The following is a 13,398-nucleotide window of genomic DNA, read 5'->3' as shown; positions in this document are numbered from 1 at the left end:
GGGTGCTGGGGGTGGGCTTCAAGACGAAGCACAACAGCCTCGACGCGGACGTGGTGGCCACGCTGGGCCGCGCGGTGGAGCGGGCGGAGACGGACTTCCGGGCGCTGGTGCTGGCCAATCCCGGGCCGGACTTCTCCGTGGGCGCGAACCTGATGCTCGTGACGACGTGGGCCAGCCGCAAGCGCTGGGAGGACATCCGCGCGCTCGTGGCGGCCTTCCAGTCGGCGACGCAGCGGCTCAAGTACGCGAGGGTCCCCGTGGTGGCCGTGCCGTGTGGCCGCACGCTGGGGGGCGGGCTGGAGCTGTGTCTGGGCGCCAGCGCGGTGCAGGCGGCGCCGGAGACGCAGGCCGGGCTGGTGGAGACGCAGATTGGCCTGGTGCCCGGGGGCGGCGGAACGCTGAACCTCCTGTGGCGGGCCCTCCAGGGGATTCCCGAGGGCGTCCAGGTGGACGTGCTGCCCTACGTGGAGAAGGTGCTGCGGGACATCTCGCGGGCGAGGGTGTCCACGAGCGCGGTGGAGGCGCAGCACCTGGGGTACTTCCGGCTGACGGACGGGGTGTCGGTGCGTCCGGAGCAGCGGCTCGAGGAAGCCTGTGCGCGGGCCCTGGGGCTCGCTGGCGCGGGCTACCGGCCGCCGGTGCCGAGGGCCTTCCGGCTGCCGGGCGCCACGGGCATCCGCGCGCTGGAGGACGGGCTCGCGGAAGCAAGAGCGTGCGGCGAGCTGACGGCGCACGACGCGGTGATTGGCGCGCGGCTCGCGGCCATCCTGTGCGGCGGGCCGGGGGGCGCGGGGCATGAGGTGACGGAGGAGGAAGTCCTCGCGCTCGAGCAGGAGGCCTTCGTCAGCCTTTGCGGCGAGCCCCGGAGCCTGGAGCGGATGCAATCGCTGTTGATGAACAGACGCGTGCTGCGCAACTGAGCCGTCCGGTCCGGATGGCAGGCTTTGAACGAACCCCGCGGTCTTTCAGTCAAGGAGTGTCACCATGCGCAGCCGTCTGCCCCCTGGTCCCCGCTTGCCTCCCCTCCAGATGGTGCGGTTCACGAAGGACGCCACCGGCTTCTTCGCGGACTGTGCGAAGCGCTACGGAGACCCTTTCACCATGACGCTGCCTTTGGGCACGGTCGTGGTCACCGGCTCCCCGCAGGTCACCCAGCAGATCTTCGCCGCGGATCCAAACATCTTCGAGCCCATGGCGAAGGTGCCCATGGAGCCATTGATTGGTGAGAACTCGCTGCTATTGATTGGAGGCGAGCGGCACAAGCGCGAGCGCCGGCTCATCATGCCTGCCTTTCACGGGGAGCGGATGCGGGCCTACGGGGCGCTGATGCAGGAGGCCGCCCTCCGGCAGCTGGAGGGCGTGAAGCCCGGCGGCACGCTCACGGCCCAGCGGCTCACCCAGGCCATCTCCATGGAGGTCATCATCCGCGCCGTCTTCGGCGTGGAGGGCGCGGCGCGCGTGGAGCGCTTCCGCCACGTGCTGGAGGCCTACCTGGAGAACTACACGCCCTCGCTGGCGATGATGCCGGCGCTGCGGCGCCAGTTCGGCGGCATGGGGCCGTGGGCGCGCTTCCAGAAGGAGGCGACCCAGCTGGACGTGCTGTTGACGGAGGAGATCGCCGCCCGGCGCGCGAGCGGAGAGAAGCGCGAGGACGTGCTCAGCATGCTGCTGGCCGCGAAGGACGAGAACGGCGAGCCGATGACGGACGTGGAGGTGAAGGACGAGCTGCGCACGATGCTCGTCGCCGGCCATGAGACGACCGCGGTCAGCATGACCTGGGGCATGTACTTCCTGCACCGGGCGCCCGAGGCGCTGGAGAAGCTGCACCAGGAGCTGGCGGCATTTCCGACGGCGCCGGATCCGGAGGCCCTCTCCAAGCTGCCGTACCTGTCCGCCGTCTGTGACGAGGCGCTGCGCCTCAACCCCGTGTTCTATCTGGTGTCGCGCAAGCTGCGGGAGCCGTTCACGCTCGCTGGCTACGAGCTGCCCGCGGGGACGGGGCTGATGGTGGCCATCACGCTGACGCACTCGCGGCCGGAGACCTTCCCGGAGCCGGAGCGCTTCCTGCCGGAGCGCTTCCTGGGGCGCCGCTACTCTCCGTTTGAGTACGTACCGTTCGGAGGAGGGGCCCGCCGGTGCATCGGCGCGGCGTTCGCGCTGTACGAGATGAAGGTGACGCTGGGGACGCTGCTGTGGGCCCACCGCTTCGAGCTGGCGAAGGACACGGAGGTCCGGGCGGTCCGCCGCAACGTGACGGCGGTGCCCCACGAGGACATCCCCCTGCGCTCCCTGGGGCCGGCGGTGCATGCGGCGGCGGCCCCCGCGGCGGTGGTGGCCCGCTGACGAAGCAGGCAGCCAGGGGCGGTGAGCGAGGCCCGGCACCGCCCCCAAGTTGCTGGTGACCCCCGGAGTCCCACCGGCGAGAATGCCGGCGCGGTTCACTTCCAGAGGGCACTGCCATGCGCGTCATCAACTTCAATCCCGGCCCGGCCGGTCTCCCCACGGCGGCGCTGGAGCGGGCGCGGGACGAACTGCTCGACTTCCAGGGCACGGGGATGTCGATCATCGAGCACAGCCACCGGGGCAAGGCGTTCGAGGCCGTCCACAACGAGACCCTCGCCCTCGTGAAGGAGCTGCTGGCCGTTCCGGACACCCACGAGATCCTCTTCCTCCAGGGCGGCGCCTCGCAGCAGTTCGCGCAGGCGCCCATGAACTTCCTGCCCCAGGGCGGCTCCGCGGACTACGTGGTGACGGGAGGCTGGAGCGAGAAGGCGGTGGACGAGGCGCGCTACTACGGCACGCCGCGCATCGCCGCGAACACGGTGGACAAGGACAAGCGCTTCACGCGCGTCCCCACCCAGGCCGAGCTCCAGTTGGATCCGAAGGCCGCCTACGTCCACATGACGAGCAACAACACGCTCTTCGGGACGCAATGGCACACCTTCCCGGAAGTGGGGCAGGTGCCGCTGGTGGCGGACATGAGCTCCGACATCCTGTGGAAGCCCATCGACGTGAGCCGCTTCGCGCTCATCTACGCCGGAGCCCAGAAGAACATCGGGCCGTCAGGCATCGTCCTGGTGCTGGTGGAGAAGTCCTTCATGGCGAAGGGCCGCAAGGACATCCCGAAGATTTTCCGCTACACGACGTACGCGGAGAACAACTCGCTCTACAACACGCCCCCCACCTTCTCCATCTACCTCTGCCGCAACGTGCTCTCGTGGATCAAGGGCGTGGGCGGCCTGAAGCAGGTGGAGGCCTGGAACCGTGAGAAGGGCGACCTGCTGTACACGGCCATCGACCGCAACGCGGGCTTCTACCGGGCCCCGGTGGAGAAGGCGTCGCGCTCGTACATGAACGTCGTGTTCCGCCTGCCGGACGAAAAGCTGGAAGAGGCCTTCGTGGCCGAAGGCGCCAAGGCCGGCATGGTGGGCATGAAGGGCCACCGCATCACGGGCGGCATCCGCGTGTCTTTGTACAACGCGGTGACCGTGGACCACGTGAAGACGCTCGTCTCATTCATGGACGACTTCGCGAAGCGCAACGGGTAGTTCGCTCGCCGGCCCACGTGTCTCAATTCGAGACACGCTCCGGTGAGGTTGCTCCCTGTGGCTGTGTTTGCTTGTATCGCCCAATGACTCCCACAGGGGCGAAGCGACTCTTCCGGGCCGTGCTTCCCGACGGCATCTATCAGTGGCTGGCCCATCACAAGCGCCAGGTCTCCATGGGGCGGGTGCGGTGGGGCAGCCTGGGGCGTCAGACGCCCATCGGCGCGCACTGGGGACACGACCGCGGCCAGCCCATTGATCGCTATTACATCGAGCACTTCCTGGCGCGGCACGCGGCCGACGTCCAGGGCCGAACGCTGGAGGTCGGGGACGCGCGCTACACGCGGCGGTTCGGCGCCAGCCGTGTCACCCGCTCCGACATCCTCCACGCGCTTCCTGGGAACCCGGAAGCCACCTTCGTGGGAGACATCGCCCACGCGGTCGACATCCCTTCGGATGCGTTCGACTGCGTCCTCTTCACCCAGGTGCTGCAGTACGTCTTCGATGTCCAGGCCGCCGTGAGGGAGCTGCACCGCATCCTCCAGCCTGGCGGCGTGGCGCTGCTGACCGTGCCCGGCATCATCAAGGTGGACTGGGGCGCGATGGAGCAGTGGCCGGACTGCTGGCGGTTCACCTCCCGCTCCGTCCACCGCCTCTTTGAGCCGTCCTTCGGCCCCGGCAACGTGCGGGTGGAGTCCTTCGGGAACGTCCGCGCCGCGGTCGCGACCCTGCACGGCCTGGCTCGGGAGGACCTGCGAACCGCCGACCTCGACGTGCATGACCCCCACTACGAAGTCGTCATCGGCGTCCGCGCCGTGAAGTCCCGGGGCTGAGCCACCGCGTCGGCCCACGCGCTACGGCATACGGGCTGCAATGGTCAGGGGTGCATGGCCCCTGAGAGATCGCTCCTGAGGATGAGCGTCGACGTGCTCGCGTCGTGCGCTCGGCACGTGGTGCAGATCGTGACGGGGCTGGCGACGGTCGCGCTGGTGGTGCGTCTGCTCGGTCCGGAGAGCCTCGGCGCCTGGGGCGTCCTTGGCACGACGGGCTTCCTCCTCGGGTTGTCGGACCTGGGCCTCAGCATCGCCGTCCAACGCACGGCGGCCAGAACGGACGATGCCGCCACGCGCCAGCTCATCCGCCTCACGCTGCTGGTGGTGACGCTCGTCTGTCCCTGTCTCTGCGTCTGTGCGTACGTGTTCTTCCTCCACCTCCCGTCCGCGTCCGAAGCGCTGCGGGCGGACGTGGCCCGCGCCGCGCTTCCGGTCCTCGCGGCAGGACTCGCGGGCTCGCTGGCGGCACCGTTGCGTGCGTTCCTGCTGATGCGGGGCGCCAACACCTCGCTCGCCTGGGCGCGCGCCATCGGAGCCGCGAGCCAGATTGCGTTGACGGCGGCGGTGCTCGGCACCACGCGCTCGTTGCTGGGGCCGGCGCTGGGGCTGTTCGCGGGAGCCACGCTGGAGCTCCTGCTCCTCGCGGCGGTGTCCAGGCGCATCGACCCGCACCTCTCGCTGCGTCCTGGATGGCCGGCGGATCCGGCCCAGGTGCGCAGCGCGTTCCGGCAGGGCGCCGCGGCCCTGGCCATGAACGTGGGCATCGCGGCGGCGGTCCGCGCGGATGTCCTCATCCTGACCCGCTCCGCGTCCCTGAGTTCGGTGGGCGCGTATCAGGTGGCCTCCCGCGCCGTGGAGCAGATCCTCGCCTTCGCGAAGCAAGCGGGCGGATGGCTCATCCATCGCCTCGGAGATGCCCGGCACCGCGCCAGCGCGCTTCGCCTTGGCACGGCCCTTCTGGGCGGCCTGGCCTCCAGCGGTGTCATCGCGCTGGCCCTGGATGGCACCGCCCTGCTGGAGGCCTGGGTGGGCGCGCTCGCGCACGACTCCGTCACCATGCTCGCGGTCGTCCTCCTGGGCACCGCGGCGGTCATCGCGGCCGCCGAGGAGAGCGCTTCCTCGGCCCTGGCCGTGAGCGGTGAGACGCCGTGGCACCTGACCCACCCGGTGCTCATCGGCCACGCGCTGAACGTCGCCGTCTCCATGGCCGGGGTGCGGTACGCCGGTGCGTGGGCCGTCGCCGGAGGCACCGTCCTCGGAAACGGGGTCATCGCCGTGCTCGTCTGGCGCAAGGTCCGCGCCCTGGTCCAGTGGACCGTCCGGGAGGTGCTCTGGGCACTGGCCCCGGTCGGAGCCGCGGGCCTCGTGTCGCTCGTCGTGGGCTGGGGGCTCGCGCCGTTCGCCTCGCGGGGTCCGCTGGGGAGCGCCTGCGTCTGCGCGCTCGTCACGCTGCTGGGGACCGGGATGGCGCTGCTCGTCTGGTGGCGGCGGGATGCACGCCTCGCGGCGGCGGCATCCACTCCGGTGGGCGGCGCGGTGCCGACGTACGCGCCCTGAGGCCTACCGCAGCTTCTGCCAGAGGATGCGGAGCAGGAAGAGCGGATTGCCCAGCAGGTAGCGGACGGCCATCCGGCGGGGCTCCTGGAGCAGGCGATACATCCACTCCAAGCCCAGCTCACGCCAGGCGATGGGCGCGCGTTGGATCCGGCCCGAGTAGAAGTCGAACAGCCCTCCCACCGTGAGGATGACGGCCTGCGCGGCCCCGGAGAGGTACTCGCGCGCCCACAGCTCCTGCCGGGGGCTGCCCATGCCCACCAGCACCAGGCAGGGGCCCAGCCGCGAGATGGACTCCGCCAGCGCGCGGGAGCCAGCGGCGGTGAGGAAGCCGTGCGAGACGATGGGGAGCTCCAGGCCCGGGTGGGCCCTTCGCAGGTTCTCCGCGCAGGCCTCCGCCACGCCGGGGGCCGCCCCCACGAGCACCACGGGCCAGCCTCGCACGGGCGCGTGCTTGCAGAGCAGCGGCAACAGGTCCGTGCCGTTGAGGTTGTGGCGCATGGCCACGCCGAGCAGCGCCGCGCCCACCCGGATGCCAATGCCATCCGGAAGCACCATGTCCGCTTCCGCCAGCGCCTGCGCGAGCGCCACGTCGCGTGCCGCCAGGTTCAAGGCGTGCGGGTGCACGATGGACACCAGCTTCGCGCGGCCACCTTGTCCTTGCGTGAAGAGCTGCTCCACCGCCTGTTCGAGCGTGAGGTTGTCCACGCGGGCGGAGACGATGAACGGGCGCACTTCGGGCTGGGCGCTCTCGGGCGGTGCCAACGCGCGAGCCACCGACGTGCGCAACATCACGCCGAAGTCCGTCGCGGGGGTGCGGCCCTGGAGATAGCGCGCCTCCTCGGCGGCGAGGTCTCCATAGGGCAGCCCGAGCAGCCAGCGCGCCTCCACCGGCGACAGGTAGCCGCGCGGCAGCACCTCGTTGAAGCGCGCGCCCACCAGCGGAGCGCGCCCGCGCAGGACGTCTCGCAGCGAGGCTCGGGGAAGGGGTGCCTTCATCGAACGCCTCCCACGGCGCGGCACAGGGCCAGCAGGTCGTCGCCCGTGCGGTCCCAGCTGCGCTGGCGGGCGTGCCCTGGACCTTCGCGCCGCACCCGCGCGGCCAGTGGCTCGTCCCGCACCACCCGCGTCAGCGCCGCCGCCATGTCCCGCTCGTCGAGCGGATCGCACAACACCCCCAGCTCGCCCACCACCTCCGGAAGCGCTCCCGCCCGGGCCGCCAGCACGGGCTTGCCCGCCGCGATGGCCTCCAGCGCTGGCAGGCCGAAGCCCTCGCACAGCCCCACCGCGATGAGCGCCTCCGCGCCCGCGACCAGGCCCGGGATGAGGCCGTCCTCCAGGTAGCCCAGGATCCTCACGCGCTCCTGGAGCCCCAGCCGCTGGAGCTCCGCCCGGATGAGCTGCTCGGCGCCCCAATCCGCGCCGGCCAGCACCAGCTGATGGTCCTGACTCACCGGGGACGCGGCGAACGCCCGAAGCAGCCGCAGGTGGTTCTTCCCCGGGTGCTCCAGGCGCGACAGGTACAGCAGATACGGCGCCTTCAGGCCCAGCCGCTCACGGGCCCACGCGGCACCAGCGCCGTCTCCAAGCGCGAAGCGGTCCGCGTCCACGCCGTTGGGGATGACGTGGATCCGCTCGGGCGCGCAGGAGAGGAAGCTCACCATGTCCCCGCGCGTGGCCTGGCTGACGGCGGCCAGCGCCTCGAAGGACCTCAGCGCCTTGGGCAGAAGCCATCTCACGTAGGTGGTGCGCAGCCGGTCGTACTTGTCCGGCACGTTGAACTGGGCCAGGTCGTGCACCACGCCCACCGTGGGCAGGCCGGGCCGCAGCGCGACGCGGCGGTTGGCGGCGGGCAGCAGCAGCACGTCCGCCCCGGCCCCGCGCGCATGCGCTCCGCAGCGGGCGAGGTACCACGATGCACCCAGCGCGGGCGTGTCGACGGCTGCCGGTGCCACGGCTCGCTCCGCGCCCACGAGCTCCGGGTCATACGCGGCGAAGTCCCGCGCCGTACCGAGCGCCACCAGCCGGCCCCCGGTTCGCGCAAGCCCTCGTGTCAGCCGGGGCAGCATCGCGCGCACGTACGTGCCAATGCCCGAGCGCCCCCAGTCCGTTCCCCCCAACGCGACGGCCAGCCTCACGGAGCCGCCTCCCCGGGACGGGACGCCCGCACCACGCGCGCCGGCACGCCCACCGCGACGGACGCAGGGGGAATGGCGCCGCGCACCACGCTGGCCGCGCCCACCAGGCTCCCGTCGCCCACGGACGCGCCCGCCAGCACCGTCGTGCCGTTGGCCAGCACCACGCCCCGGCCAATGCGCGTGCCCGCGCCCCGCTGGATGGTGACGCCGTGGAGCAGGGTGCACTCCGGGCCAATCTCCACCCCATCGCCAATGACGATGTTGAAGGGGTGCGGCAGCCTCAAGCCGGGGCCGATATCATCCGTCCACACATCGATGTGGAAGCCCACGCGCAACAGCGTGGACAGGCCCAGTGACGTGCCCAGTCCGCGCCGGAGCACCGCTCCCCACCGCAGCAGGCCCACCGCCCATAGGGACGGATCCGCCAGGGCCGCGGCTCTGGGAAAGCGCGCCCCCCGGTCCCTGACCGCATCCACCACCCGGGCCCTGTCCGAACGCAGGGCGCGCAACGGCTCCATGCAGGCATGGATTGACTTCGCTGACGCACGCATGGGCGGCTGCCGCTTGCAAGGCAGGAACCATGGCGTCGCACGCGCTGCCGGTGCGTGTCAGGTCGCCGCGGGCCTGTCTGCGTCCCGAACCGGGATGTCTCATCTGGGGACGCCGGGATGTCTCAAACGTAGACAACGCCGGGATTTGTCAAACAGGCCAGAGGACAAGTCGTTGGCCGAGCGCATCCGGATCAACCAGAGGGGATGTCTCGACATGCGGGAATGGTCTGTGCAAACGGATGCGTTTGCTGTCCCGCGTACTCCGATGTGCGAGTGCCCGGCCTCGCGCATCACCGGGACCGGAGGCGTGCTCCCGTCAAGCGCATCCCCCTGTCAGGAGACCCGAAACCGTGAATGTCCTGGACGTGAACCGGCAGTCCCCCGTGGTGATTGTCGACAGGGATGACGTCGCCAGACGTCGCCTGGGCGCCTGGCTGGAGGTGGCGGGCTACGCGGTGCGCGAGTACGCCACCGCGCGCGAGGCGTTGGAGGCGGACAGCGCCGAGTGGCTCGCGGTCTGCCTGGAGCTGGTGTTGGACGACATGGCGGGCCTGGACGTGCTGCGGCATCTGCGCGCGCGGGACACGACGCTGCCCGTCATCGTCCTCACCCGGAACCTGCAGCTCGACACCGCGGTGGATGCCACCCGGATGGGGGCCTTCGCCTTCCTGGACAAGTCCTCCGAACCGGCCCGGCTCGAACGGACGCTCCAGAGCGCCGCGAAGACCCGCCGCATGACGTGGCGGGAGCCGCGGGGCGCGCGAGAGGGCGGCGCGGAGCGGCTCATCGGCGCCATCGTGGGACGCAGCGCCCCGATGCGGACCTTGGCGCGCCAGTTGGACCGCATCCTCCAATCCGACGTGCCGGTGTGCATCTTCGGAGAGACGGGGACGGGCAAGGAGCTGGTGGCGCGCGCCATCCACGAACAGGGCGCGCGGGCCAAGGGGCCCTTCGTGGCGGTGAACTGCGCGGCCTTCTCCGAGGCGCTCCTGGAGTCGGAGCTCTTTGGCCACGAGCGCGGCGCCTTCACCGGAGCGTCGGCCCAGCACCGCGGCTGCTTCGAGCAGGCCCAGGGCGGAACGCTCTTCCTGGACGAGGTGGGCGAGATGAGCCCCGCCACCCAGGTGCGCCTCTTGCGCATCCTCCAGGAGCGCACGCTGCGCCGGGTGGGCAGCACCACGGAGGTCCGCGTGGACGTGCGCATCATCGCCGCCACGCACCGGGACCTGGTGGCGGAGGTGAAGGCGGGGCGCTTCCGGGAGGACCTGTACTACCGGCTGGCGGTGTACCCGGTGAAGGTGCCCGCACTGCGAGAGCGGCCCACGGACATCCTCTCGCTCAGCGACCACTTCCTGGAGAAGTACGGAGGCGCATCGCTCGTCCTGGCCGACGAGGCCCGCGAAGCGCTCGTGCGCCACCGCTGGCCCGGCAACGTGCGCGAGCTCCAGAACGTCATCCAGCGCGCCATCCTCTCCTGCGATGGCGAGCGCATCGAGCTGGCGGACCTCCCGCCGGAGCTGCGCGTCCTGGTGCTGCCGCCCGTCCCCGTGGCGCCTCCACAGCTTCAGCGGATGTCCGAGGACCTGGCCCCGTCACCCGACGTGGTGGTGCCGCTGCGTGAACTGGAGCGCCGGGAGATCCTCAAGGCCCTCACGGTGACGAACGGAAGCATCACCCTCGCGGCCCGGCTGCTCGGTCTGGGCCGGGCCACGCTCTACCGCCGCGTAGCCGAACTGCGCATCCAGCGGGAGCCAGACCCGGGGTGACACGCTTCCCGGTGCGCGTGCCGCCGTCATCGGGAGAGCCCCAGCAGACGCAACGCCGCTCGCGACAGGAGCCGGCGCCGCGCAAGCAACAGGGGATCTCCCAGCGGGAGCAGGGGACCGGTGCCCTCCAGCGAGGCCAATCCGTCGGGCGTGGCGATGGCATCGCGCACCTCCAGGCCCTCGCCCACCACGGTCTCCTCTTCCACCACGGCGTTCACCAGACAGGTGCCGCGCTCGATGATGGCGCGCGCTCCAATGAGAGCCCCCGGGCCGATCCGCGCACCGGCGCACACGAGCGCCTGGGGACCGATGAGCACGGGAGGGTTCACCTCGGCGCCGCGCTGGAGGAGGGCGCCGCGCGCCACCCAGACCCCTGGTGCCCGTTCGGCCGCGTGGATGAGGAGCCGCGAGGTTCCTTCCGCCCGCGGCAGCCGCCCCAGCAGCGCCTTGCAGGCCAGCCGCAGGGCCGCGCCCGGCGTCTCCAGGCGCGCGCCCCACCCGGGCAGCTCCTCCTCCGTGACGGGGCCGGTGGCCGCGGTGATCAGGTGCACCTCGGCTGGCGCGAAGGGCTCCACGGCCGGTGGTGGCGTCAGCCGGCCCACGCGCACGCCCCGCTCTGGCGCCCGGCGGTAGAAGGCCGCGAGGTCCGCGTTGCCCAGGACGGTGTCCGGCACCACGAGGAAGGGCGCGTGGGCGGGAAAGCCCGCCGAATCCGCGATGACGCCCGGCGGGAACCGCGAAGCCGTGGGGACGAAGATGACGTTGCGGGCCAGCGCCTCCTGCTGCGAGACGAGGCTTCGCAGTTCTGCTCCATGGGCGTCCGCGCCGATGTCGATAGCCACCTTCTCGAAGCCCGACGCGCGCAGCCACTGCAACTGGCGGGTGACGAGCGGGGGCCCGGCCACGGACAGGAACCCGGCGCCAGGAGCCGCGGCGCTGCGATGGATGACGGCGAACATGGTGTCGTCGGTTCCGTTCCTGGGGGGCCCGCCGGACGGAGGGCTGCCCTGTGATGACGCGCGCGAAGGCGTCTTCCTCTCAGCGCGGCTCCTTTCGCGGGACGGGCCCTTCCATGCCCCTCGACGCTCTGGATCCGGACCAGAAGCCCATGACGTCGCCCACGCGATCCGGATGGGTAGCAAGGTCGGTGCCGAGCCCCACCACCACGAAGCCGACGCACGCCTCGCTCCCGAGCAGGCGCCGCAGCGCCCACACCTCGAACACGGAGTGCGCGCCGGAGCTGGCGAGGACGAGCACCCGCGCTCCCGTGCGGACCGCGAGCCGCAGCGCCTGCGGACGCCGCGCCTCCTCCCACGAAACGAGCGTCGCGCCTCGCCCCGGGACGTCATCCCGGGCTGGGACGTCCATTGCCCCAAGCCGGGACAGCAGCTCCCGGGTCCGCTCCTGTTGCGATTCCCCGAGCGGCAACACCCGCGTAACGCCGCTCGCCTCGTCCAGCGCGGCCCGGAGCTCCACGACGAGCTCCTCCAGGCCCTCGGCGGTGGCGGGCCAGGGAGTGGCGGCCACCACCGGGCCGCGTCCCCAGAACGAGAACTCGGCCGGCGTCCACAGCTTGAAGCCGCGCAGCGAGGAGGCGGTGAGGGCCACCACGGCCAGCAGCGCGAAGGTGGGAGGCAGCAGCAGGGCCACCGCGCGGCGATAGGACTTCGAGGGACGCGTCGGCGGGGTGGCGGAGGTGAGCACGCGCAGCTCCATCGCTGGCTGGCGCACCTCGCCCTCCACCACCTTCTGACGCTGCTGGAGCTCGGTGAGGCGCGTCTCGGTGATGTGGATCCGCGCGAGCAGCGCGCTGGCCTGGCCCTCCAGGGCGGAGAGCCGTGCGATGCGCTCCTTCGCGGCCTCCTCCGCTTCGGCGTAGGCGCGCCACTTCTTCTGGGCCAGCTCTCGCTGTGAGCCAGCGTCCAGCAGGCTGTTCTGGAGGAAGGTCCAGGAGGGGTTGGTCCCCACGACGCGGTCGGAGACGGTGCCACCCGCGGGCCGGGACTCCAGGGCCCGCACGGCGGCGGTGAGCTGCACCACCTCGGGATGTTCCATGGAGAGATTGGCTCCGCGGGCGGCGAGCTCCGCGCGCAGCTCGGCCAGCTTGCGCAGCTCGAAGTAGCTCTCGGTCTCCGACAGCACCATCCGGCTGGGCTGCTCACGGGCCGCCTGCTTCAGCAACAGCGCCCTGGCGTCCGAGGACTCCGCTTCGATGCGGAAGCGGTTCTTCTCGGTGCGCAGCCGCGCCGCCTCCTCGATGGAGGACTGCCGGTCGAGCGTGAACTCCGCGATGCCGTTCTCCTGGCGGAAGCCGTCGTAGTGCGCCCGGGCCTCCTCCAGCTGCGCCTGGACCTTGAGCACCTCCTCGCCCAGCGCCTTCAGCTGCGCCTCGGCCCGAGTCCGCTCCGAGTCCCGCTGATGGTCCAGGAACACCTGGGTCATGGCGTCGGAGAGCCGGACGGCCTCCTCGGGGCTCGCCGCGGTCGCGGAGAGGGTGAGGATGTTGGAGCCGCGGGACACGGCGATGTCCACCCGCCGGGCCAGCGCCTCCAGGGTCACCGGCAGGCCCGTGCGCGTGCGCAGCGCCTCCAGGTTGTTGGGGAGCTTGAGCGTGTCCATCAGCGTCTGGATCTCCCGCTCGGGGTTCGCCGCCGCGCGCGAGCCCGTGGGCTCCCAAACGAGAATGGTGCGGGCGGTGAACTCGCGGGGCATCACGGTCTTGGCCAGCAGCACGCCCAGGACGATGCCCGCGACGAAGCACCCGGCGATGATCCGCCAGCGGCGCCGCAGCACCCGCGCGATGCGCAGGGGATCAACGGGATACCCGGAGCGCACCGACTCCTGTCGCACGGGCGCCGTCTGCGTTTCGGGCTCCGGGCCCTCTTCCAGCGAGAACATCCGGTGCGGACGGGTTGCACGGTGGATGCCAGCGTTCAGCCAGCCTGGATGGGCGCGGGTGGCGGAGCTCTTGCAATGTCAGACACCGTCGCGGACGGCGGGAGCGCTCGGAG

General features: G+C 71.5%; 11 protein-coding genes. 6 read left to right on the top strand and 5 right to left on the bottom strand.

Annotated features, from left to right (window positions below; genetic code table 11):
- The 5 genes from D7Y11_RS07370 to D7Y11_RS07350 form a co-directional block, all read left to right on the top strand.
- The coding region (locus D7Y11_RS07370; protein ID WP_148139196.1) for an enoyl-CoA hydratase/isomerase family protein at window positions 1–920 on the top strand (920 nt) is incomplete at its 5' end.
- A gap of 64 nt (window positions 921–984) precedes the next feature.
- Window positions 985–2,343, top strand: a complete 1,359-nt coding sequence (locus D7Y11_RS07365) for a cytochrome P450 (protein WP_120578519.1) — start codon at window positions 985–987, stop codon at window positions 2,341–2,343.
- 116 nt (window positions 2,344–2,459) lie between these two features.
- Window positions 2,460–3,548, top strand: a complete 1,089-nt coding sequence (serC, locus tag D7Y11_RS07360) for a 3-phosphoserine/phosphohydroxythreonine transaminase (RefSeq protein ID WP_126933339.1) — start codon at window positions 2,460–2,462, stop codon at window positions 3,546–3,548.
- 119 nt (window positions 3,549–3,667) lie between these two features.
- A complete protein-coding gene (locus tag D7Y11_RS07355; RefSeq protein WP_199753699.1) occupies window positions 3,668–4,378 on the top strand; it encodes a bifunctional 2-polyprenyl-6-hydroxyphenol methylase/3-demethylubiquinol 3-O-methyltransferase UbiG in 711 nt (236 codons plus the stop codon).
- 81 nt (window positions 4,379–4,459) lie between these two features.
- Complete coding sequence (locus D7Y11_RS07350; RefSeq protein WP_158641900.1) at window positions 4,460–5,935, top strand: lipopolysaccharide biosynthesis protein; 1,476 nt, start codon at window positions 4,460–4,462, stop codon at window positions 5,933–5,935.
- A gap of 3 nt (window positions 5,936–5,938) precedes the next feature.
- Here D7Y11_RS07350 and D7Y11_RS07345 read toward each other — a convergent pair whose 3' ends face one another.
- The 3 genes from D7Y11_RS07345 to D7Y11_RS07335 are packed head-to-tail and all read right to left on the bottom strand — an operon-like array spanning window position 5,939 to window position 8,588.
- The gene (locus tag D7Y11_RS07345) at window positions 5,939–6,931 is read right to left on the bottom strand and encodes a WecB/TagA/CpsF family glycosyltransferase (protein WP_121754867.1); all 993 of its coding nucleotides are present in this window, start codon (window positions 6,929–6,931) and stop codon (window positions 5,939–5,941) included.
- On the bottom strand, window positions 6,928–8,070 hold the full coding sequence (locus D7Y11_RS07340) for a glycosyltransferase family 1 protein (protein WP_120578515.1): 1,143 nt from the start codon (window positions 8,068–8,070) through the stop codon (window positions 6,928–6,930). Before D7Y11_RS07340 ends, D7Y11_RS07345 begins: the two co-directional genes overlap by 4 nt.
- A complete protein-coding gene (locus D7Y11_RS07335) occupies window positions 8,067–8,588 on the bottom strand; it encodes a serine O-acetyltransferase (protein WP_126933337.1) in 522 nt (173 codons plus the stop codon). The genes D7Y11_RS07340 and D7Y11_RS07335 overlap by 4 nt, the downstream gene beginning before the upstream one ends.
- Window positions 8,589–8,971: 383 nt before the next feature.
- Here D7Y11_RS07335 and D7Y11_RS07330 point away from each other — a divergent pair, with 383 nt between their 5' ends.
- Window positions 8,972–10,387, top strand: coding sequence for a sigma-54 dependent transcriptional regulator (locus D7Y11_RS07330; RefSeq protein ID WP_158641899.1), 1,416 nt, complete (start codon window positions 8,972–8,974; stop codon window positions 10,385–10,387).
- 26 nt (window positions 10,388–10,413) lie between these two features.
- On the opposite strand, the gene D7Y11_RS07325 is transcribed toward D7Y11_RS07330, so the two are convergent.
- Window positions 10,414–11,346 carry a hypothetical protein gene (locus D7Y11_RS07325; RefSeq protein WP_126933335.1) on the bottom strand — a complete coding sequence of 311 codons (933 nt, stop codon included), beginning with the start codon at window positions 11,344–11,346 and terminating at the stop codon, window positions 10,414–10,416.
- A 79-nt stretch (window positions 11,347–11,425) separates the two neighbouring features.
- The gene (locus tag D7Y11_RS07320) at window positions 11,426–13,285 is read right to left on the bottom strand and encodes a hypothetical protein (protein ID WP_126933334.1); all 1,860 of its coding nucleotides are present in this window, start codon (window positions 13,283–13,285) and stop codon (window positions 11,426–11,428) included.
- Window positions 13,286–13,398: the final 113 nt, after the last annotated feature.

Origin of the sequence: Corallococcus sp. AB018 (assembly GCF_003986945.1) — a bacterium.
GTDB classification, from domain to species: Bacteria; Myxococcota; Myxococcia; order Myxococcales; family Myxococcaceae; genus Corallococcus; species Corallococcus exiguus.
The sequence above is the reverse complement of the archived record's forward strand: the minus strand, read 5'-3'. Positions and strand labels throughout refer to the sequence as shown.

Coding starts and splice junctions, on each gene's coding strand:
- D7Y11_RS07325 (WP_126933335.1), bottom strand. CDS start 11,346: ATGTTCGCCGTCATCCATCGCAGCGCCGCGGCTCCTGGCGCCGGGTTC.
- serC (WP_126933339.1), top strand. CDS start 2,460: ATGCGCGTCATCAACTTCAATCCCGGCCCGGCCGGTCTCCCCACGGCG.
- D7Y11_RS07320 (WP_126933334.1), bottom strand. CDS start 13,285: ATGTTCTCGCTGGAAGAGGGCCCGGAGCCCGAAACGCAGACGGCGCCC.
- D7Y11_RS07350 (WP_158641900.1), top strand. CDS start 4,460: ATGAGCGTCGACGTGCTCGCGTCGTGCGCTCGGCACGTGGTGCAGATC.
- D7Y11_RS07365 (WP_120578519.1), top strand. CDS start 985: ATGCGCAGCCGTCTGCCCCCTGGTCCCCGCTTGCCTCCCCTCCAGATG.
- D7Y11_RS07335 (WP_126933337.1), bottom strand. CDS start 8,588: ATGGAGCCGTTGCGCGCCCTGCGTTCGGACAGGGCCCGGGTGGTGGAT.
- D7Y11_RS07345 (WP_121754867.1), bottom strand. CDS start 6,931: ATGAAGGCACCCCTTCCCCGAGCCTCGCTGCGAGACGTCCTGCGCGGG.